Raw genomic sequence first — 20,626 nt, 5'->3', positions numbered from 1 at the left:
TGCCATGACAACGTTTCATTCATTAATAGTGGCAAAAGTGGAGCCCGAAACCCGCGACGCGGTGACCATTACCTTCGCGGTGCCGCAGGCGTTACAGGAGGCGTACCGCTTCCGTCCCGGTCAGCATCTGACCCTGAAAGCCAGTCCTGGCGGGGATGAACTGCGCCGCTGCTACTCCATCTGCCGAAGCACCGCGTGCGGTGAGATCAGCGTGGCGGTCAAAGCCATCGAGGGCGGACGTTTTTCCCGCTATGCCCGGGACGAGATCAAACCGGGCATGGCGCTGGAGGTGATGGTGCCCCAGGGGCATTTTGGCTACCAGCCGCAGGCTGAACGCGAAGGCCACTATCTGGCGATTGCCGCCGGGTCCGGGATCACCCCGATGCTGGCGATTATGTCCGCTACGCTGGCCACTGAAGCCCACAGCCACTTCACCCTGATTTACGGCAACCGCAGCAGCCAGAGCATGATGTTCCGCCGGGCGCTGGCGGACCTGAAAGATAAATACCCGCAGCGTTTACAGCTGATCGCCATCTTCAGCCAGGAGACGCTCGACAGCGATCTGCTCCATGGCCGCATTGACGGGGAAAAGCTCCAGGCGCTGGCAAAAACGCTGGTGAATTTCCGTCAGTACGATGAAGCCTTCATCTGTGGCCCGTCGGCGATGATGGATGAGGCCGAAGCGGCGCTTAAAGCGCTGGGTATGCCGGAAAAAGCGATCCATCTTGAGCGCTTTAACACGCCGGGTACCGCCGTTAAACGGACAGCCAGCGTGCAGGCCGATGGCCAGAAGGTCACCGTCCGTCAGGACGGGCGCGACAGGGAGATCACCCTGACGGCGGACGACGAAAGCATTCTTGACGCGGCCCTGCGTCAGGGGGCGGATCTGCCTTACGCCTGCAAGGGCGGCGTATGCGCCACCTGCAAATGCAAAGTGCTGCGTGGGAAAGTCGATATGGCGACCAACTACAGCCTGGAGCCGGACGAGCTGGCCGCAGGCTATGTGCTGAGCTGTCAGGCGCTGCCGTTAACCGCCGACGTTATCGTCGATTTTGATGCGAAGGGGATGGCATGAGCGAACTGATTGTTACCCGTCATGGCCGCGTGTTGCAGCTAACGCTTAACCGTCCGGCGGCGCGCAACGCGCTCAACAATGCGCTGCTCCTGCAAATCGCGGAGCAGCTTGAGGCCGCCGCCGCGGATGCTGAGATCGCCGTCTGCGTGATGTACGGCAACGAACGCTGCTTTGCCGCCGGGGCCGATCTCAACGAAATGGCGGAGAAAGACCTGCCCGCCACCCTGAACGATATCCGTCCGCAGCTGTGGGCGCGGATCAACGCCTTCACCAAACCGCTGATTGCCGCCGTAAACGGCTTCGCGCTGGGGGCAGGCTGTGAGCTGGCGCTGCTCTGCGATGTCGTGATTGCTGGCGATAACGCCCGTTTTGGCCTGCCGGAAATCACCCTCGGGATCATGCCGGGCGCAGGCGGCACCCAGCGGCTGATCCGCAGCGTAGGCAAATCGCTGGCCAGCAAAATGGTGCTGACGGGCGAAAGCATCACGGCGGTGCAGGCGCACAGCGCCGGGCTGGTCAGCGACGTCTATCCGGCCTCGCTGACGCTGGAGTACGCCCTGAAGCAGGCAGCGCTGATGGCGCGCCATTCGCCGCTGGCGCTACAGGCGGCGAAGCAGGCGCTTCGCCAGTCGCAGGAAGTCCCGCTTCAGGCCGGGCTGGCGCAGGAGCGTCAGCTGTTTGCGCTGCTCGCGGCCACCGACGATCGCCGGGAAGGGATCAACGCCTTTTTACAAAAACGCACCCCAGACTTTAAAGGACGCTAATTGTGGAATCTATTCTGAGCCATGTTGAGCAGGGCGTAATGACCATTACGCTGAACCGCCCGGAGCGCCTGAACAGCTTTAACGACGTCATGCACCAGCAGCTTTCCGAATGCCTGAAGCAGGCCGAGCGCGATGACGCCATCCGCTGCCTGCTGATCACCGCGGCAGGACGCGGTTTCTGCGCCGGGCAGGATCTCAACGACCGTAACGTCGACCCGAACGGCCCGGCGCCCGATCTGGGCATGTCCGTTGAGACTTTTTACAACCCGCTGGTGCGCCGCCTGGCAAAACTGCCGAAGCCGGTGATTTGCGCGGTTAACGGCGTGGCGGCGGGCGCGGGGGCGACGCTGGCCCTCGGCTGCGACATGGTGATTGCGGCGCGCTCCGCCAGTTTTGTGATGGCCTTCAGCAAGCTCGGCCTCGTCCCGGACTGCGGCGGCACCTGGCTGCTGCCGCGCGTGGCCGGACGCGCCCGCGCCATGGGGCTGGCATTGCTGGGCGATAAGCTCAGCGCTGAACAGGCACAGGCCTGGGGAATGATCTGGCAGGTGGTGGACGACGAGCAGCTCTCCGCCACCGTACAGCAGATGGCGCTGCATTTTGCCTCGCAGCCGACCTTTGGCCTGGGCTTGATCAAGCAGGCGATCAACGCCGCCGAAACCAACACCCTCGACGCCCAGCTTGATCTGGAGCGCGACTATCAACGCCTGGCCGGACGCAGCGACGACTACCGGGAAGGCGTCAGCGCGTTCCTGGCAAAACGCGCGCCGAACTTTACGGGGAAATAATATGGTGAATATCCATACGGTCGCCGTCATTGGCAGCGGCACCATGGGCGCCGGGATTGCCGAAGTGGCAGCCAGCCACGGTCATCCGGTTCTGGTGTACGACATTGACGCAGCGGCGATTTCCCGCGCCGTCGACGGCATTCGCCAGCGGCTGTCCTCACGCGTTGCGCGTGGAAAACTCTCTGCCGACGCCGGGGAGCAGATCCTCGCCCGCCTGACGCCGGTGACGAATATCAGTGCTCTGGCGAAAGCCGATCTGGTGATCGAGGCGGCCTCCGAGCGGCTTGAAGTGAAAAAGGCGCTGTTAACCCAGCTGGCAGAGGTTTGCCCGCCGCAGACGCTGCTCGCCAGCAATACCTCGTCCATTTCCGTTACCGCGATTGCGGCGGAGATAAACCACCCTGAACGCGTCGCCGGGCTGCACTTCTTCAATCCTGCCCCGGTGATGAAGCTGGTGGAGGTGGTCAGCGGGCTGGCGACCTCACCAGAAGTGGCCGATGCGCTGTGCGAGCTGGCGCTGAGCTGGGGAAAGCAGCCGGTACGCTGCCAGTCCACGCCGGGGTTTATCGTCAACCGCGTGGCGCGCCCGTTCTACTCGGAAGCCTGGCGCGCGCTGGAAGAGCAGGTGGCAACGCCCGAGGTGATTGACGCCGCCCTGCGAGACGGCGGAGGCTTCCCGATGGGGCCGCTTGAGCTGACGGACATGATAGGTCAGGACGTCAACTTTGCCGTGACCTGCTCCGTGTTTAATGCCTTCTGGCAGGAGCGTCGTTTTCTGCCGTCGCTGGTGCAGCAGGAGCTGGTGCTGGCGGGGCGTCTGGGTAAGAAAAGCGGGCAGGGCGTTTACCGCTGGCTGGAGGAGAAACCCACCGTCAGCTGGCTCGCCCCGGTCAGCGACAGCTTCAACCCCATGCGCGTACAGCGAAGAAGTGACGGCGTCACGGAAATTGACGATCTGTTGCTGATCGAAACGCAGGGTGAAACCGCGCAGTCGCTGGCGCTGCGCCACGGCTGCCCGGTGGTGGTGGTCGACCGCATCGAGCGGGATGTGGCCGTGATAGCCGCCGCACCCGGCAACCCGCACGCCGCCACGCAGAAAGCCATTTACTGGTTGCAGCACCAGCAGAAACGGGTGGTACAGATTGCCGATTACCCCGGTCTGCTGGTCTGGCGCACGGTAGCGATGATTGCCAACGAAGCGCTGGACGCCCTGCAAAAAGGGGTCGCCAGCGAGCAAGACATCGATACCGCCATGCGCTTAGGGGTCAACTATCCCTGCGGGCCCATCGCCTGGGGCGAGCGCCTTGGCTGGCAGCGTCTGTTAACGCTGCTGGAGAACCTGCAACGTCACTACGGCGAGGAACGCTATCGCCCCTGTTCACTGCTGCGCCAGCGTGCGCTTCTGGAGAGTAGCTATGAGTCATAACGCCTGGCATAACGCCCGTGCGATGTACGAACGGGACGCCTGCGCGCAGGCGATGGGGATGGATATCATCGACATGGAAGAGGGCTACGCGGTGGTGACCATGACCATCACCCCGCAGATGCTCAACGGGCATAAAACCTGCCACGGCGGACAGCTGTTCTCGCTGGCCGATACCGCCTTTGCCTACGCCTGCAACAGTCAGGGGCTGGCGGCGGTGGCCTCAGGCTGCGCCATCGATTTTCTGCGTCCGGGCTTTGCCGGCGATAAGCTGACCGCTACCGCGTGGGTGAAGCATCAGGGCAAACTGACCGGCGTATACGACATTGAAATTCAGAACCAACAACAGAAAACCGTCGCTCTTTTTCGCGGGAAATCGCACCGCACCGGCGGCAGTGTGACAGGAGAAGCCTGATGCGTGACGCATTTATTTGTGAGGGTGTGCGTACCCCGGTCGGTCGCTACGGTGGAGGATTATCCAGCGTGCGTGCCGATGACTTAGGGGCCGTGCCGCTGCGTGCGCTGCTGGCGCGTTACCCGCAGCTCGATCTGGAGCGCATAGATGATGTGATCTTCGGCTGCGCAAATCAGGCGGGAGAGGATAACCGCAACGTAGCGCGCATGTCGTCGCTGCTGGCCGGGCTGCCGCAGACCGTTTCCGGTACCACCATTAACCGCCTGTGCGGCTCCGGTCTGGATGCCCTTGGCTTCGCGGCGCGCGCCATCAGGGCCCGGGATGGCGATCTGCTGATCGCCGGTGGCGTCGAATCCATGTCCCGTGCGCCGTTCGTGATGGGCAAAGCCACCGCGGCTTTTCAGCGTCAGGCGGAGATCTTCGACACCACCATCGGCTGGCGATTTGTGAATCCGCTCATGCATCAGCAATACGGAACTGACAGCATGCCGGAAACGGCAGAGAATGTAGCGGAATTGTTAAATATAAGCCGTGCCGATCAGGATGCATTTGCCCTGCGCAGCCAGCAGCGCACCGCGCGGGCGCAGCAGAATGGCGTTCTGGCGCAGGAGATTATCCCGGTACAGGTGGCGGGGAAAAAAGGTGCCGTAACGGAAGTGAGCGTGGACGAGCATCCGCGCGCCGAAACCACCCTTGAACAGCTTGCCGCGCTGAAAGCTCCGTTCCGCAAGAACGGTGTGGTGACGGCGGGGAACGCCTCTGGCGTGAACGACGGGGCGGCGGCGCTGATTATCGCCAGCGAGCCGATGGCGCTTGCCCAGGGGTTAACCCCGCGCACCCGCATTGTGGCCATGGCGACCGCGGGCGTCGAGCCGCGTCTGATGGGATTAGGCCCGGTTCCCGCCACCCGTAAGGTGCTGGAACGTGCCGGACTCAGTATCACCGATATGGACGTCATTGAGCTTAACGAAGCCTTCGCCGCACAGGCGCTGGGCGTGCTGCGTCAGCTGGGTTTGCCGGATGACGCGGAGCATGTGAACCCGAATGGCGGGGCGATCGCGTTAGGTCATCCGCTGGGAATGAGCGGTGCCAGACTGGCGCTGGCCGCGAGCAATGAATTGCACCGACGCGGCGGGCGCTACGCGCTGTGTACGATGTGCATCGGTGTGGGTCAGGGCATTGCCATGATCCTTGAGCGTGTTTGAGCGAACAATAATGTGAGTACCCTGCGATGATAAATACAACAAAGCTTGATCCGATCGAAACCGCGTCCATTGATGAATTGCAGGCGTTGCAGACCGCGCGCCTGAAGTGGACGCTGAACCACGCCTACAACAACGTTCCGATGTACAAACGCAAGTTTGACGCCGCGGGCGTTCACCCTGACGATTTTAACGAGCTGGCGGACCTGCAAAAATTCCCGTGCACCACCAAGCAGGATCTGCGCGACAACTACCCGTTCGATACCTTTGCGGTGCCGATGGAGCAGGTGGTGCGCATCCACGCCTCGTCGGGCACCACCGGAAAGCCGACCGTGGTGGGATATACCCAGAATGATATCGACAACTGGGCCAATATCGTTGCCCGTTCCCTGCGCGCCGCCGGGGGCAGCGCGAAGGATAAAATTCACGTGGCCTACGGCTACGGGCTTTTCACGGGCGGGCTGGGGGCGCACTACGGTGCCGAGCGTCTGGGTGCGACGGTGATCCCGATGTCCGGCGGCCAGACGGAGAAGCAGGCGCAGCTGATCCGCGATTTTCAGCCGGATATGATCATGGTGACGCCCTCATACTGCCTGAATTTAATTGAAGAGCTGGAGCGTCAGATGGGCGGTGACGCCAGCGCCTGTTCCCTGCGCGTCGGCGTGTTTGGCGCCGAGCCGTGGACGCAGGCGATGCGCCGCGAAATTGAAAAACGGCTGGGCATTACCGCGCTGGATATCTATGGTCTCTCCGAAGTGATGGGGCCGGGCGTGGCGATGGAGTGTCTTGAAACCGCTGACGGCCCGACCATCTGGGAAGATCACTTCTACCCGGAGATCGTCAACCCGAATGACGGCACGCCGCTGGCTGACGGCGAGCAGGGCGAACTGCTGTTCACCACCCTGACCAAAGAGGCGCTGCCGGTGATCCGCTACCGCACCCGCGACCTGACGCGCCTGCTGCCGGGCACTGCACGCACCATGCGCCGGATGGATCGCATCAGCGGGCGCAGCGACGACATGCTCATCATTCGCGGCGTGAACGTCTTCCCGTCACAGCTGGAAGAGGAGATCGTTAAGTTCGAACATCTTTCGCCACACTATCAGCTGGAGGTGAACCGCCGCGGGCATCTTGATTCGCTTTCGGTGAAGGTCGAGCTGAAACAGAGCAGCTTAACGCTGACCCATGAGCAGCGCTGTCAGGTCTGCCATCAGCTGCGTCATCGGATTAAATCGATGGTGGGGATCTCGACCGACGTGATGATCGTTAACTGTGGCAGCATACCGCGCTCCGAGGGTAAAGCTTGCCGGGTGTTTGATTTGCGTAAAGTGGCAGCCAACGGTTGAATTCCCTCACCCCAGCCCTCTCCCAAAGGGAGAGGGTGTATTAAGTTCCCTCTCCCTTTGGGAGAGGGTTAGGGTGAGGGTACACCCCAGATTCGTATGCTATGATTCATCCAGGAAAAAAATAACAACAGAATGAATCACATGAATAAACTTGATGCCTTTATCCAGCATGCAGTCAGCTCTGTTCCCGTCAGCGGAACGTCGCTTATATCCTCACTGTATGGCGACGCGCTTGCGCACCGCGGCGGAGAGATCTGGCTCGGCAGCCTGGCGGCCCTGCTGGAAGGGATGGGATTTGGCGAGCGCTTTGTGCGCACCGCGCTGTTTCGCCTCAACAAAGAGGGCTGGCTGGATGTGTCCCGCATTGGCCGCCGCAGCTTTTACCGTCTCAGCGACAAGGGGCTGCGTTTGACACGCCGCGCGGAAAATAAAATCTACCGTGCGGAACTGCCGGCGTGGGATGGCAAATGGCTGCTGCTGCTCTCCGAGGGGCTGGATAAAACCACCCTCGCGGACGTGAAAAAACAGCTCATCTGGCAAGGGTTCGGCACGCTTGCACCGAGCCTGATGGCCTCGCCGTCGCAGAACCTGGCGGACGTGCAGTCTCTGCTGCATGACGCGGGCGTGGCGGAAAACGTCATCTTCTTTGAAGCCCATTCGCCGCTGGCCTTGTCACGCGCGGCGCTACGATCCCGCGTGGAAGAGTGCTGGCAGCTGACCGAACAAAACGCGATGTACGAAACGTTTATCAACTCGTTCCGTCCGCTGCTGCCACTGCTGAAAGAGGCGCCGCCTGAGGATTTGACTCCGGAACGCTGCTTCCAGATCCAGCTGTTACTCATTCATTTTTATCGTCGCGTGGTGCTGAAAGATCCGCTGTTGCCGGAGGAGTTACTTCCTGCGCACTGGGCGGGACAGAGCGCGCGACAGCTGTGCATTAATATCTACCAGCGCGTGGCGGCGGGAGCCCTGGCGTTTGTCAGTGAGAAGGGGGAAACCTCTGTGGGCGAGCTGCCCGCTCCCGGCACGCTTTATCACCAGCGTTTTGGTGGTCTGAATATCATATAAGGAGAGGGTATGCCTGTTTATCAAATTGATGGTCTGACGCCGGTCGTGCCTGAAGAGAGCTATGTTCACCCGACCGCGGTGCTGATTGGCGACGTGATCCTCGGCAAAGGCGTTTACGTGGGGCCCAACGCCAGCCTGCGCGGCGATTTTGGCCGGATCGTGGTGAAAGACGGCGCGAACATCCAGGATAACTGCGTGATGCACGGTTTTCCGGAGCAGGACACGGTGGTGGAAGAGGACGGGCATATCGGCCACAGCGCGATCCTGCACGGCTGCATTATCCGCCGTAATGCGCTGGTGGGGATGAATGCGGTGGTGATGGACGGGGCGACGATCGGCGAAAACAGCATCGTCGGGGCGGCGGCGTTTGTGAAGGCCAAAGCGGAAATGCCTGCGAATCACTTAATTCTTGGCAGTCCGGCGAAAGCGATTCGTGAGCTAAGTGCGCAGGAAATAGAGTGGAAAAAGCAGGGCACGCGGGAGTATCAGGTGCTGGTGGATCGCTGTAAGCAGACGCTGCATCAGGTGGAGCCGCTGCGGGAAGAAGAGCCCGGCCGCAAACGGCTGGTCTTCGATGAGAATTTACGGCCCAAGTCGGCTGGCCGGGATAAATAAGGCTGTTCGCTCCCGCACGTTGATCAAGGCGTGAAAATGAGCTCAATACGCATCCGGCAGGGGCCGGTCAATCGACACCAGCTTTCCGCGCTTCATGGTGATATAGCCCCCGGCTTTTAGATCTGCCAGCACGCGAAAGACATGCGTTCGTGAAAGGTTAGTGCGCTTGATGATAAACAGCGCCAGGCCCTCATTCTCTCCCGTGTGGGTCTCCTGCCGATAGAGATAGCGGTACAGCATTGGTTTGATGGTCTGGTAGCTGGTGACCTGCCTGCGTTCATTGTGCAGGTCGATGGTAAATATGGACATGTAGGTCAGTATGGTGGCCAGCGCCTGCATGCGCTCAGGCCCGCCCTGGAAAAATATCTGGTCGAAGTCGACCCAGGCTATTCTCACCAGCTTCACCTTCGCACTGCTGCGATATTCATACTTCGCCAGTGGACAATACCTTTCCATTAACCCTATCGGCATATACTCGATAGTATTGCCAATATTAAGGCCATCATCAGGCATTAATATCGTCAGCGACCCTTCAGTGCAAAAATAGATATAGCCAGGCTCGACGGTGAGTTTTTTATTTGCGGCAACGGTTAAGGCCTCGCCTTTACAAAGCATGTGCGGAAAAAATTGCCCAATATTGAGTTGCTGATAATAGGTATGGATATCCTGAAAATTCACGCTAAGCCTCTCCCCGCAACGTTTGCCGTGGTAGCGAGTATAGCAGCAATAGCCCCCGAATTACGAACCCATAAATAACCAGTCCCATATGGGACTATGATGGAAAGGTATTCTGTTTAGAATGGTCGTCAATGAGTTCGCATTAAAATTATCCGCCAACAGTAAATATCCAGGCGGCGCAATTAATCTATGAGGCCATTCAATGAAATTAACCCTAATTGCTAAACATCTGGCGCTTGCCGGTGTGTTGACGTCGCTGTCGCTTTCCTCGTTTGCGGAAGTACAGCCGCAGGATGCCACTGCCACGACCCGGCAGGTAAATAACGCCCTGTATAACAAATTACCGTTTGCCGATAAAACCGACTTTGAGAACGCCCATAAAGGTTTTATCGCCCCGCTGCCGCAAAACATGATTAAAGGCGAGCAGGGGAACGTTATCTGGAACCCGGCGAAATATGATTTCGTGAAAGAGGGTGAGAAAGCCCCGGATACGGTAAACCCGAGCCTGTGGCGTCAGTCACAGTTGATCAACATTGGCGGGCTGTTTAAGGTCACCGACGGCGTGTATCAGATCCGTAATCTCGATCTCTCCAACATGACCATCATTGAGGGCGAGAAGGGCATTACCGTTATCGACCCGCTGTTAAGCGCTGAACCGGCGAAAGAAGCGCTGGATCTCTACTATGCAAACCGCGGCAAGAAACCGGTCGTCGCTGTGGTGATCACCCACAGCCACGTTGACCACTATGGCGGCCTGCGCGGCGTGGTTGACGAAGCTGACGTCAAGTCTGGCAAAGTGAAAATCTACGCGCCGGATGGCTTTATGAAAGAGGCGGTTTCCGAAAACATTATGGCCGGAAACGCGATGAGCCGCCGTGCGAGCTATATGTACGGCAACCTGCTGAAGCCGAATGCAAAAGGCCAGGTGGGTGCAGGCCTTGGCACCACCACCTCTGCGGGTACTGTCACCCTCATCCCGCCGACCGACTACATTACCCATACCGGTCAGGAAGAAGTGATCGACGGTTTGACCTACGACTTTATGATGGCGCCGGGTTCAGAAGCTCCGTCGGAGATGCTGTGGTATGTCAAAGAGAAGAAAATGATCGAGGCCGCAGAGGACGTGACCCATACTCTGCACAACACCTACTCCCTGCGCGGCGCGAAAATCCGCGACCCGCTGGCCTGGTCTAAGTACATTAACGCCGCCATTGAGCGCTGGGGGGCGGACGCGGAAGTGATTATTGCGCAGCACCACTGGCCGACCTGGGGTAACGAGAATATCGTCAAGCTGATGAAAGGTCAGCGCGATATGTACCGCTACATCAACGACCAGACCCTTCGTATGGCAAACAAGGGGCTGACCCGCGACGAGATCGCCGCCGAGTTTAAACTGCCGGAATCGCTGGAAAAACAGTGGGCAAGCCGCGGTTACTACGGCTCCGTTAGCCACGACGTCAAAGCCACCTACGTGTTTTATCTCGGCTGGTTCGACGGCAACCCGGCAACCCTCGACGAGCTGCCGCCTGAACTGGCTGCGAAGAAGTTCGTGCAGTACATGGGCGGCGCTGATGCCATCATGCAGAAAGCCAAAGCGGATTATCAGCAGGGTAATTACCGTTGGGTGGCTCAGGTGGTCAGCAAAGTGGTCTTTGCCGATCCTAACAACCAGGCTGCCCGTAATCTGGAAGCCGACGCGCTGGAGCAGTTAGGTTACCAGGCGGAAGCGGGCACCTGGCGTAACTTCTACCTGACCGGCGCGCAAGAACTGCGTAATGGCGTGAAGAAGCTGCCGACGCCGAACACCGCCAGCCCGGATACCGTGCGGGCGATGACCCCGGAAATGTTCTTCGACTACCTGGGTGTGCACATCAACGGGGTACGGGCCGGTAACGCGAAGGCGATCTTCAATGTCGATCTCTGTAAGGATGGCGGCAAATACAAGCTGGAGCTGGAAAACGGCGTGCTGAACCATACCGCCAACGCGCAGGCGAAGGATGCTGACGCAACCATCACGCTGGACCGTACCACGCTGAACAACATCATCCTTAAGAAAGAGACGCTGAAGCAGGCGATGGATAAGGGTGACGTGAAGGTGAGCGGAAACGGGGCGAAGCTGGAAGAGATGCTGAGCTACATGGACACATTTGACTTCTGGTTCAATATTGTGACGCCATAAGTTTAGCGTTCATCCTGGTTAATCCTGGCGCCTTGTTGCGATAAGGCGCCATTTTTTTATTCACGCATTGCCAGCGCGCTGGCGCTTGCCGGATCGAACAGCGAAATACTCTCGATCTGATCCAGCATGATCACTTTGCGAAAATCCATGGCGCTTTTGGGCTCTGAATCGAGCGTAATATCATGCTCGGCATACCATTTGCTGTAGTTATGTTCGATACAGAGCTGCATGTTTTTCCCGTCACGGTAGCCGCTCAGCATCGGAATAAGCACGATATTGGCCGTTTTTTCATACTCCAGCGTGGCGGTATGGATCATCCCAATATAGATCCGCCGCGATTTCAGCGTGACGTGCGCCAGTTCACCTTCCTCCATGCACTGATAGAGCAGCTGTTCAATCCCGCTCGATTGCGCCAGCCGCTTGTAGAGCTTTTTTCGGCCTTCGCCGTCCAGCCGCGCGCTCCCGGCCCAGTTCGAGCGGTAGAGACAGAACAGGATCGCGAAGGTCAGCATTACCACCACCGGGGCCTGAATCCCCAGGAAGCTCCAGTTCATAAAATCAATTTGCCAGTCGGCATATTTTGCAGACGTGAAATGGAACGTGTTGTCGGCGGCGGAGAGGGCGAACAACAGCAGCCACAGCAGGCCGGTGGCGATCACGCCCTGAAGAACAAAAATACAGCCATACAGCGCCACAAGAAAATAGACGTCCCAGCCAAAGGATCGCTTGATTTTAAACCGTGTTGAGAGGTCGCGGCTGGTGTACCAGTACCCGCATACCATCAATACCATGAATATTGCCGTTCCCATTTCAGGCCCTCTTCAGCGCGTTGACATGGCGCAGAAAGTCCTGCCGCACCTCGTGGCTTTTGTAGTTAACCGAGGCGTTTCCATCCTGATCGATGATGATGCGGTCGCCATCCTCTACGGCTTCGATAATTTCCTGGTGACTCATGACCTGCAACAAGGATTCCGGGCTGGAAAAGAGCGTCATCAGTAAATGTTTCATCGCGTGACATCCTTATGAATTAAAAGGATAAGTCTGGAAGATAAATGGCACCTTTGCCTTAAGGTTATCCCTAAAAAAACGGCAGCCTGGCGGCGAAATTCAACTTTATGCACAAAATGGTTGCGCGAGGTAACACTTCAGGTCTTTGAAAAATAATAAGAATAAAAAATATATCTGCGCAAACTTGGACAAATAACGTTAATTGTGTAAGTTTAAATTATGCGATTTCGCTACGTTGTTTACACCCAGGATGTGACCCATGAGCACGTTGCCGTCCGTCATCAGTCGGTTCGTTGATTACTACGCCACGCTGGATACCCAGCCACCTTCGGCGCTGGCGGGAATTTATCGCGCCGATGCCACGCTTATCGATCCCTTTGGCGAACATAGCGGGGTGTTCGCGATCCAGCGCTATTTCACCCACTTGCTGGCTAACGTCCAGCACTGTCGCTTTACCGTTGATGCGCCGTTGCAGCAGGGCGATCGCTTTGTGGTCACCTGGATGATGCACTGGTCGCACCCGCGTATTGCCCGGGGTGCAGTGCGACAGCTGCCGGGCTGCTCCGTGGTAGACATGCGCGACGATCGCATTGTTCGCCAGCGGGATTACTACGATGCCGGAGAGATGATTTACGAACATCTCCCGATACTCGGCTGGGCCGTGCGCGGCGTGAAGCGGAGAGTGAAATCATGAAAACGGTTCTGATCACCGGCGCAAGCTCGGGCATCGGGGCGGGGCTGGCGAAATCTTTTGCTGACGATGGTCACCGGGTGATTGCCTGCGGGCGCGATGCGCAACGTCTGGCCGCTGTGCATCAGCACAGCCCCAACATCACGGTGCGCCTGTTCGATATGACAGACAGGGACGCCTGTCGCCAGGCGCTGGCGGACTGTGCTGCCGACACGGTGATTCTCTGCGCCGGAACCTGCGAGTATCTCGACCGCGGCGAGGTGGATGCCGAGCTGGTGGCGCGGGTCATGACCACCAATTTCATGGGGCCGGTAAACTGCCTTGCGGCGTTGCAGCCGCAACTGGTATCCGGCAACCGCGTGGTGCTGGTCAGTTCGATGGCGCACTGGCTTCACTTCCCGCGAGCCGAAGCCTATGGGGCCTCTAAAGCGGCATTAACCTGGTTTGCCGACACGCTGCGCCTCGACTGGGAACCGAAAGGGATTGCCGTCACGGTCGTTTCACCCGGTTTTGTCGACACGCCGCTGACCCGCAAAAACGATTTCCCGATGCCGGGCCGGGTCAGCGTGGGGGACGCCGTCCACGCCATTCGTCGCGGTCTGGCAAAAGGGAAGGATCACATCGCGTTTCCCGCCGGGTTCAGCCTGGCGCTGCGCCTGCTTTCCGGCCTGCCCGATGTACTTCAGCGCGCTTTGCTGCGCGGGATGGTGCGACCATGAAAATCGCAATTATCGGCAGCGGCATCGCCGGGTTAACCTGTGCCTGGCGGCTCGCCGGACATCATCAGATCACGGTGTTTGAGGCGCAGGCCACCCCGGGCGGCCATACCGCAACGGTGGATGTCGACACGCCCCAGGGCACCTTTGCCATCGATACCGGTTTTATCGTCTACAACGACCGCACCTATCCGCGCTTCATGGGGCTGCTCAGCGAACTGGGCATCAGCGGGCAAAAAACGCAGATGAGCTTTTCGGTGCACAACCCGCAGAGCGGGCTGGAGTATAACGGGCACACGCTGACGTCGCTGTTCGCCCAGCGTCGTAATCTGCTGAACCCTGCCTTCTGGACGCTACTGAAGGAGATCGTGCGCTTTAACCGGCTGGCGAAACAGACGCTCCGGGGCGAAGTCGATGGATCCGCCACGCTGGAAACATTCCTGCGCCAGCACCGCTTTACGCCCTTTTTTGCGCGCCACTACATCCTGCCAATGGGAGCGGCTATCTGGTCGTCGTCGCTACAGGAGATGAAACGCTTTCCGCTGCCGCTCTTTTTACGCTTTTTTGAAAACCACGGTCTGCTGGACATTACCCATCGTCCGCAGTGGTACGTCGTGCCAGGCGGCTCCCGGGAGTATATCCGCGCGATGATGGACAAGCTTGGTGATCGCCTGACGCTGCACCTCAACGCGCCGGTTCAGAAGGTTGTTCGCCACGATCGTGGCGTCGATATTGAGCGGGAAGGCGTCACTCATACCTTCGATCAGGTGATCTTCGCCTGTCACTCTGCTCAGGCGCTGGCGATGCTCGCCAGCCCAACGCAGGCTGAACGTGAGGTGCTGGGTGATATCGGCTGGCAGCGTAACGAGGTGGTGCTTCACAGCGATCCGCGCTGGCTGCCGGTGCGCAAGCGCGCGTGGGCGAGCTGGAACTACCGCCTCAGCGAACAGGATCGGGCCAGCGCCTGCGTCACCTACAACATGAATATCTTGCAGGGACTGCCGCCGGGTAGCCCGCTGTTTTGCGTCACCCTCAACCCGGAAACGCCGGTGGAAGAACGCTATGTGCTGCGCCGCTTTGTCTATGAGCATCCGCTTTTTAACCCGCAAAGCTGGCAAGCTCAGGCCCGGCGCGGCGAAATAAACGGTCGCCATCGGAGCTGGTTCTGCGGCGCGTACTGGTACAACGGCTTCCACGAAGATGGCGTACGCAGTGCGCTGGATGTGGTAAACGCTATCGCGGCCGGGGAGGGCAACTGAGATGAACAGCTGCCTTTACCACGGTACATTGCGCCATCGTCGGCTTGCGCCAAAAGCGCACCACTTTACCTACAGCGTCTTTATGGCCTGGCTCGATCTCGATGAGCTGGACGCACTGCCCTCCGTCGGCGTGCGCCGTAACCGCGTTGCGCCCGCGGCATTTTATGATGCGGACTACCCGCTGGGCACGCCGCTCAAAGAGCACGTCCTTGAGCGTCTGGAAAATCTGACCGGCGAGCGTCCGGCGGGGCGGGTCATGCTTCTGACTCAGCTGCGCTATTTCGGTTTTCATTTCAACCCGGTCAATTTTTACTACTGCTATGACGGCGAAGACACTCTGCGCTGGGTTCTCGCCGAAGTGCGTAACACGCCGTGGAATGAACGACATTACTACGCGGTAGCGGGGCGGGACGCCCCGCCGACGCAGAAAGCGTTTCACGTCTCGCCCTTTAATCCGATGGATATGGTTTACCACTGGCGCTTCAACAGCCCGGACAGCACGCTGCGCATGCATATCGAAAACCATCAGGAGACGAAGGTGTTTGATGCCACCCTGACGCTACGCCGGGCGCCGCTGACGCGCGCAGCGCTGCGTTCGCTGCTGGCGCGGATCCCGTTGATGACCCTCAAAACCGTTTTCGCCATTTACTGGCAGGCGCTCAGGCTGTGGCTGAAGCGCGTGCCGCTGCATAACCATCCCCTCAGCAGGAGTGAACGCTCATGACCGATCCCGTCTTTGCGCTTGAACCCGATATCCCGCGCAACGTCCGCGTCGCGCGATGGTTGCTCTTCCGCCTGCTGAACGGTCTGCGCGGTGGCTCGCTGACGCTGCGTGAAGGCGCGCAGACGTTCCAGTTCGGCGACGCCTCCGCCGCGCTTCATGCTGAGGTGCAGGTACTTGCTCCGGGCGTCTACTGGCGCATTTTAACCGGGGGCAGCCTCGCCGCGGCACAAGCGTGGATGGATGGCGACTGGGAGACGCCCCACCTGACGCCGCTGCTGGAGCTGATTGCACGTAATAGCCAAATCCTCGGGCAACTGGAAAAAGGGTTTCGCCTGCTCGGGAAACCGGTGGAGCGGCTACGGCACTGGATGCGGCGCAACTCCCGCGCTCAGGCGCGTGAAAATATTGCCGCCCATTACGATCTGGGCAACGCCTTCTACGCCCATTTCCTTGATGAAGACCTGCTGTACTCCAGCGCGCTGTTTAACGGGGACGAGCAGGATTTGAACGCGGCTCAGCAGGCGAAAATGGCCAGGCTGTGCGACCAGCTGGCGCTCACGGCAAACGATCATCTGCTGGAGATTGGCACCGGCTGGGGGGCGATGGCGGAATACGCCGCCCGTCACTACGGCTGTCGGGTGACCACCACCACGCTGTCGCAGGAGCAGTACCACTGGGCCACCGCGCGGATCGCCCGGGCAGGGTTGCAGGATCGCGTTGAGGTGCTGCTTTGCGACTACCGCGATCTGACCGGGGTTTACGACAAACTGGTCTCGGTTGAGATGATCGAAGCCGTCGGCCAACGCTACCTGCCAACGTTTTTCCGTACCTGTCAGGCGCGTCTGCGTCCAGGCGGGCGGATGGCGATTCAGGCCATCACCATTCAGGATCAACGCTATCGCGACTACAGCAAAAGCGTCGATTTTATTCAGCGCTACATCTTCCCCGGCGGCTTTTTGCCCAGCATCACCGCCATGAATGAACTGATGACCCGCCATACCGATTTTGTGGTGCGTAATCTCTTCGATATGGGGCCGGACTACGCCCGCACGTTGGCGCACTGGCGTCAGCGTTTCGTTCACGCCTGGCAGGAGATTGAAAAGCTCGGGTTTGATGACCGTTTCCGGCGGATGTGGCTGTACTACCTCGGCTACTGTGAAGCCGGGTTTAATGCCCGCACCATCAGCGTGGTGCAGCTGACTGCGGAACGCGTATGAAGCGTTACGGGCAGGTATTTCTGTTGGCCATCGGTTTTGATCTCTACTGGACGCTGGTGGTGCTGTTTCGCGAGCAGGGGCTGGTCATCTGGATCGCGCTGGCGGTGCTTGCCTGGCTGTTATTACCGCCATCACACCGGGTATACGCCCTTGTGCTGGCGGCGTCGGGTGCGCTGCTGGACGCCCTCTGGGCGCTGACGGGGCTGATTGCGTTCACAGGCGCGTCCCTGATGCCGCTATGGATGGTGGCGCTGTGGCTAATGTTTGCCACCGTCTGGACGCACCTGACCCGCACGACCACCTTGCCAGGATGGTTGCTGACGGTGCTGGCGACTCTGGGCGGACCGGTAGCCTACCTGATCGGCGAGCATCTTGGGGCCATTACGTTTCAGGAGCCGACCTTTATCGTCGTCAGCTGGATGTTCCCCGGCTGGCTGGTGCTGATGCTGTTTTTCCACCTGTTGATGGGGAGACAACAATGAGAAATCTGGTACTGATGCTCGCGTTATCCGTCTTCACCTGTACCGTGCAGGCGGCAGACTGGCTGAGCTGGCGCAAGGTGGGTGACGCCACCCTCACCTGGGGGCCGTTTACCGTCTATACCTCTCAGCTTCTGACGCCCGACGGCAGCTATACAGGATTAGACGGCGATAATGCGCTGATTATCACCTATGCCCGGGACATCGATGGTGACGACCTGGTCGAGGCGACCCGCGACCAGTGGCAGGCGCAGGGCATTTTGCAGCAGGAGCCGCAGAGTGAAGCCTGGCTACGCATGCTGTCCACGCTCTGGCCCGACGTCACGCCCGGCACGCAGCTCGCGTTTGTGGTTAATAACGGCCAGGGACAATTCTGGTATCGCCCCACGGCGTCGCAGAAAAAATTTACGCCACTCGGGCCACGCCAGACGGCAGCGTTTAGCTCACGCTTTCTGGCGATCTGGCTCGATCCCCGCACCGAATATCCTGAACTGCGTCAGCAGTTAACTGGAGGAGCACAATGAAACGTTTCCTGCTTATGGCGCTTGCCCTGACGATGCTGGTGGCCGGATGTAGCACCGAGGTGACAGAGTATCGTCAGCAGCAGCCACGGCTTGATATTTTTACTTACTTCCAGGGGAAAACCGAGGCGTGGGGGATGGTGCAGGATCGCAGCGGTAAGCAGATCCGCCGTTTTCACGTCGAGATCGCCGGGGATGTTATCGGCGATACGCTGACCCTGAACGAGCATTTTGTCTACGATGACGGCGAAAAGCAGCAGCGCGTCTGGCATATCCGCCGCGTTGGGCAGAATCGCTATGAAGGCACGGCGGGTGACATAGAAGGTGTCGCGACAGGCCAGGCGGCGGGCAATGCCCTTAACTGGCGCTACAGCATGAACGTGAAGGCGGACGGCAAAACCTGGCTGCTGCACTTTGATGACTGGATGTATTTGCAGGACAGCACCCGTCTGTTCAATAAAACTGAGATGAAGAAATTTGGCGTCACCGTCGCCACGGTGACGCTGTTCTTTACCCGCAAAGAGGGCGGTTAATCCTCTTCGGGCTGAAGTTTACTGCTTGAGTAAATGAAGAAGAGCGCAATACTCAGGCAGACGACGGCCCCGAAACGGCTCACTGAAAACGGAATGGCTTCATTGTTCAGCCAGCCAAAGTTATCAATCAGCATGCTCATGGCCAGCTGGCCCAGGATAACCGCTACCGTGGCAACAGCGGTCCCGATGCGCTGCACCGCGAGCACCATAATCACGATATAGGGCACGCCGCACAGGGCGCCCAGAAGCTGCCATTTGGGTACATCCATCAGGCTGACCGCCTGTTTCGGCTCAAAAAAGAAGATCAGCAGGGCGGTCACCAGCGCGCCGACGGAAAACGTCAGAAACGCGCTTTTGAATACCCCCACGCTGCTGCCTAATTGCCCGTTAATGGCAGCCTGAATGCTCAGCGTTGCGCCGCCAATCACCGCCAGAATAATCATAATCACTGTCATAACGTTACCCCTGCGCCACGAGAATGAGCGCGGCGATGATAAATCCCAGCGCAATAATGCGTTTTGTATCGATCCTGCGGTGCGGCGTACCCAGCAGGCCATAGTGGTCGATAATCAGGCTTTTGAAAACCTGGCCTGCCAGAATGCCGATCATCGTCATGGCAATGCCGATCGCAGGCGTGGCAATGGTGAGAATGATGACGTAAACCGGGCCGAGCACGCCGCCCAACAGGTGCCATGAAGGCTGCGCAAAAAATGAGGGACTGTTGCGGGGGCTGAAAAACAGCATCAGCAGAAACGTTAGCCCCGTTCCCACGCTAAATATGCTGAACGCCGCCCACAGGTCGCCCACCTCTGCGCCCAGCGGCCCCAGCAGCCCGGCTTCCACGGACAGCCCCATGCCACCGGCAATCACCAGTAAAATTAAAATAATGTGCATAACGCTTTTTCTCCTTTTTCCAGGCGGAGAAGATTACGTCTGAACATCATTGAGAAAAATGCCATAATGCAGGAAACACCTGTGCAGGAAATGCATTAATGATGGATGCCGGACATATCAGCATTCGCGCGCTGCTGATCTTCATCGACGTTTATGAAACGCAGAATTTCTCCGTGGTGGCGAGGCGGGAAGGGATTTCTGCGTCGCAGGTCTCACGCGTGATCCACCAGCTTGAGGACGCCCTCGGGCAACAGCTTTTCTACCGCAACACGCGGGCGATTATGCCCACAGAGAGCGGGCATCTTTTTGTGCGCTATGCCAGGGCGATGGCCGGGAATATGGAGGACGCGCGACGCGAGTTGGATGAACGCGCCCGCGAGCCGTCGGGCACGCTGCGTATCAATGGCCCGGTCTTTTTCGGACAGAGGCACATCGCGCCTGGCCTGCCGGGGCTTCTGGCGCGTTACCCTCGTCTCTCCATTGAACTGACCCTCACCGACGATTTTATCGATCCGCACCGTGACGCCGCGGACGTTATCTTCCGCATCGGCGCGCTGACGGACTCCTCGTTTCACGCCCGGGTGTTTGGTCAGCAGTTCTACCATCTGGCGGCCTCGCCGGACTATCTGCAAAAACATGGCGCGCCCGAGGGGCCGGACGATCTCAGCCTTCACCACTGTCTGGTTTACCGCGGCTCGTCCGGGCCTAACCGCTGGCTGATCCGACAGCCGGGCGAGGCGTGGGTTCACTATCCCATCGTACCGCTGATGACTTCCAATAACGCGGAAACGCTCCTGATTGCGGCGCTGGGCGGTATGGGCGTTGTGCTTTTCCCGGACTGGATGGTGAGCGAACGACTCAAAAGCGGTGAGCTGGTGGCACTGCTGCCGGAAATGGAGTGTTCAATTAATACGGAGCCATTGACGATTGCGGCGATTTACCCGAACGCGCGTCATCCGCCCCTGAACGTCAGGGCGGTGATTGATTACTATATTGAGCGATTCGGTACGCCGCTGTACTGGCAAACCTGA

At 59.0% G+C, this 20,626-nt stretch carries 24 protein-coding genes; 19 read left to right on the top strand and 5 right to left on the bottom strand.

From position 1 onward, the window contains the following. Nucleotides 1-4 precede the first annotated feature (4 nt). From paaE to paaY, 9 genes are all read left to right on the top strand, one after another. Entirely contained in the window at nucleotides 5-1,075 is a 1,071-nt protein-coding gene (paaE, locus tag ACOTX4_RS17815) for a 1,2-phenylacetyl-CoA epoxidase subunit PaaE (RefSeq protein WP_045333011.1), read from the top strand. Next, nucleotides 1,072-1,839 carry a 2,3-dehydroadipyl-CoA hydratase PaaF gene (paaF, locus tag ACOTX4_RS17810; protein ID WP_003857343.1) on the top strand — a complete coding sequence of 256 codons (768 nt, stop codon included), beginning with the start codon at nucleotides 1,072-1,074 and terminating at the stop codon, nucleotides 1,837-1,839. Before paaE ends, paaF begins: the two co-directional genes overlap by 4 nt. After that, complete coding sequence (gene paaG / locus ACOTX4_RS17805) at nucleotides 1,839-2,627, top strand: 2-(1,2-epoxy-1,2-dihydrophenyl)acetyl-CoA isomerase PaaG (protein WP_096888897.1); 789 nt, start codon at nucleotides 1,839-1,841, stop codon at nucleotides 2,625-2,627. Before paaF ends, paaG begins: the two co-directional genes overlap by 1 nt. Before the next feature lies 1 nt (nucleotide 2,628). Next, nucleotides 2,629-4,053, top strand: a complete 1,425-nt coding sequence (paaH, locus tag ACOTX4_RS17800) for a 3-hydroxyacyl-CoA dehydrogenase PaaH (RefSeq protein WP_199129173.1) — start codon at nucleotides 2,629-2,631, stop codon at nucleotides 4,051-4,053. Then, nucleotides 4,043-4,465, top strand: a complete 423-nt coding sequence (gene paaI / locus ACOTX4_RS17795; RefSeq protein WP_063937573.1) for a hydroxyphenylacetyl-CoA thioesterase PaaI — start codon at nucleotides 4,043-4,045, stop codon at nucleotides 4,463-4,465. Before paaH ends, paaI begins: the two co-directional genes overlap by 11 nt. Next, complete coding sequence (pcaF, locus tag ACOTX4_RS17790) at nucleotides 4,465-5,670, top strand: 3-oxoadipyl-CoA thiolase (RefSeq protein WP_045333013.1); 1,206 nt, start codon at nucleotides 4,465-4,467, stop codon at nucleotides 5,668-5,670. The genes paaI and pcaF overlap by 1 nt, the downstream gene beginning before the upstream one ends. A gap of 26 nt (nucleotides 5,671-5,696) precedes the next feature. Beyond that, on the top strand, nucleotides 5,697-7,013 hold the full coding sequence (gene paaK, locus ACOTX4_RS17785) for a phenylacetate--CoA ligase PaaK (RefSeq protein ID WP_022648028.1): 1,317 nt from the start codon (nucleotides 5,697-5,699) through the stop codon (nucleotides 7,011-7,013). A gap of 132 nt (nucleotides 7,014-7,145) precedes the next feature. Continuing rightward, complete coding sequence (gene paaX / locus ACOTX4_RS17780; RefSeq protein WP_063937575.1) at nucleotides 7,146-8,081, top strand: phenylacetic acid degradation operon negative regulatory protein PaaX; 936 nt, start codon at nucleotides 7,146-7,148, stop codon at nucleotides 8,079-8,081. A 9-nt stretch (nucleotides 8,082-8,090) separates the two neighbouring features. After that, nucleotides 8,091-8,696 carry a phenylacetic acid degradation protein PaaY gene (gene paaY / locus ACOTX4_RS17775; protein ID WP_006810541.1) on the top strand — a complete coding sequence of 202 codons (606 nt, stop codon included), beginning with the start codon at nucleotides 8,091-8,093 and terminating at the stop codon, nucleotides 8,694-8,696. 42 nt (nucleotides 8,697-8,738) lie between these two features. On the opposite strand, the gene ACOTX4_RS17770 is transcribed toward paaY, so the two are convergent. After that, nucleotides 8,739-9,374 carry a helix-turn-helix domain-containing protein gene (locus ACOTX4_RS17770; protein ID WP_063937577.1) on the bottom strand — a complete coding sequence of 212 codons (636 nt, stop codon included), beginning with the start codon at nucleotides 9,372-9,374 and terminating at the stop codon, nucleotides 8,739-8,741. Nucleotides 9,375-9,576: 202 nt separating this feature from the next. Here ACOTX4_RS17770 and ACOTX4_RS17765 point away from each other — a divergent pair, with 202 nt between their 5' ends. After that, nucleotides 9,577-11,553 (top strand): alkyl/aryl-sulfatase, encoded by a 1,977-nt coding sequence (locus ACOTX4_RS17765; RefSeq protein ID WP_063937579.1) that lies wholly within the window; start codon nucleotides 9,577-9,579, stop codon nucleotides 11,551-11,553. A 56-nt stretch (nucleotides 11,554-11,609) separates the two neighbouring features. On the opposite strand, the gene ACOTX4_RS17760 is transcribed toward ACOTX4_RS17765, so the two are convergent. Together ACOTX4_RS17760 and ACOTX4_RS17755 are read right to left on the bottom strand one after the other, a co-directional pair. Then, a complete protein-coding gene (locus ACOTX4_RS17760) occupies nucleotides 11,610-12,362 on the bottom strand; it encodes a hypothetical protein (protein WP_022651152.1) in 753 nt (250 codons plus the stop codon). Between the two features lies 1 nt (nucleotide 12,363). Beyond that, entirely contained in the window at nucleotides 12,364-12,561 is a 198-nt protein-coding gene (locus ACOTX4_RS17755) for a hypothetical protein (protein WP_003857318.1), read from the bottom strand. Nucleotides 12,562-12,820: 259 nt separating this feature from the next. Here ACOTX4_RS17755 and ACOTX4_RS17750 point away from each other — a divergent pair, with 259 nt between their 5' ends. From ACOTX4_RS17750 to ACOTX4_RS17715, 8 genes are read left to right on the top strand one after another with little or no spacing between them, the layout of a single operon-like run. After that, complete coding sequence (locus ACOTX4_RS17750) at nucleotides 12,821-13,255, top strand: nuclear transport factor 2 family protein (RefSeq protein ID WP_003857316.1); 435 nt, start codon at nucleotides 12,821-12,823, stop codon at nucleotides 13,253-13,255. Beyond that, entirely contained in the window at nucleotides 13,252-13,971 is a 720-nt protein-coding gene (locus ACOTX4_RS17745) for an SDR family NAD(P)-dependent oxidoreductase (RefSeq protein ID WP_003857315.1), read from the top strand. Before ACOTX4_RS17750 ends, ACOTX4_RS17745 begins: the two co-directional genes overlap by 4 nt. Further along, nucleotides 13,968-15,227, top strand: a complete 1,260-nt coding sequence (locus tag ACOTX4_RS17740; RefSeq protein WP_003857313.1) for an NAD(P)/FAD-dependent oxidoreductase — start codon at nucleotides 13,968-13,970, stop codon at nucleotides 15,225-15,227. Before ACOTX4_RS17745 ends, ACOTX4_RS17740 begins: the two co-directional genes overlap by 4 nt. A gap of 1 nt (nucleotide 15,228) precedes the next feature. Further along, on the top strand, nucleotides 15,229-15,951 hold the full coding sequence (locus tag ACOTX4_RS17735) for a DUF1365 domain-containing protein (protein ID WP_003857311.1): 723 nt from the start codon (nucleotides 15,229-15,231) through the stop codon (nucleotides 15,949-15,951). After that, nucleotides 15,948-17,168, top strand: coding sequence for an SAM-dependent methyltransferase (locus tag ACOTX4_RS17730; RefSeq protein WP_003857310.1), 1,221 nt, complete (start codon nucleotides 15,948-15,950; stop codon nucleotides 17,166-17,168). The genes ACOTX4_RS17735 and ACOTX4_RS17730 overlap by 4 nt, the downstream gene beginning before the upstream one ends. Beyond that, nucleotides 17,165-17,650: a DUF2878 domain-containing protein gene (locus ACOTX4_RS17725; RefSeq protein WP_003857308.1), complete on the top strand. Its 486-nt coding sequence runs from the start codon at nucleotides 17,165-17,167 to the stop codon at nucleotides 17,648-17,650. The genes ACOTX4_RS17730 and ACOTX4_RS17725 overlap by 4 nt, the downstream gene beginning before the upstream one ends. Then, entirely contained in the window at nucleotides 17,647-18,171 is a 525-nt protein-coding gene (locus tag ACOTX4_RS17720) for a hypothetical protein (protein WP_023314102.1), read from the top strand. The genes ACOTX4_RS17725 and ACOTX4_RS17720 overlap by 4 nt, the downstream gene beginning before the upstream one ends. Beyond that, nucleotides 18,168-18,701, top strand: a complete 534-nt coding sequence (locus ACOTX4_RS17715) for a DUF3833 domain-containing protein (protein WP_032653483.1) — start codon at nucleotides 18,168-18,170, stop codon at nucleotides 18,699-18,701. The genes ACOTX4_RS17720 and ACOTX4_RS17715 overlap by 4 nt, the downstream gene beginning before the upstream one ends. Here the strand turns inward: ACOTX4_RS17715 and ACOTX4_RS17710 are convergent. Next, nucleotides 18,698-19,156, bottom strand: coding sequence for a DMT family transporter (locus tag ACOTX4_RS17710; protein WP_045333015.1), 459 nt, complete (start codon nucleotides 19,154-19,156; stop codon nucleotides 18,698-18,700). The genes ACOTX4_RS17715 and ACOTX4_RS17710 overlap by 4 nt on opposite strands. A 4-nt stretch (nucleotides 19,157-19,160) precedes the next feature. Further along, complete coding sequence (locus ACOTX4_RS17705; protein ID WP_003857304.1) at nucleotides 19,161-19,595, bottom strand: DMT family transporter; 435 nt, start codon at nucleotides 19,593-19,595, stop codon at nucleotides 19,161-19,163. A 98-nt stretch (nucleotides 19,596-19,693) separates the two neighbouring features. Between ACOTX4_RS17705 and ACOTX4_RS17700 the strand changes: the two genes are divergently transcribed. Continuing rightward, nucleotides 19,694-20,626: a LysR family transcriptional regulator gene (locus tag ACOTX4_RS17700; RefSeq protein WP_032634166.1), complete on the top strand. Its 933-nt coding sequence runs from the start codon at nucleotides 19,694-19,696 to the stop codon at nucleotides 20,624-20,626.

This window comes from Enterobacter cloacae complex sp. IR5459, assembly GCF_049238005.1.
GTDB lineage: Bacteria > Pseudomonadota > Gammaproteobacteria > Enterobacterales > Enterobacteriaceae > Enterobacter > Enterobacter hormaechei_C.
The sequence above is the reverse complement of the archived record's forward strand: the minus strand, read 5'-3'. Positions and strand labels throughout refer to the sequence as shown.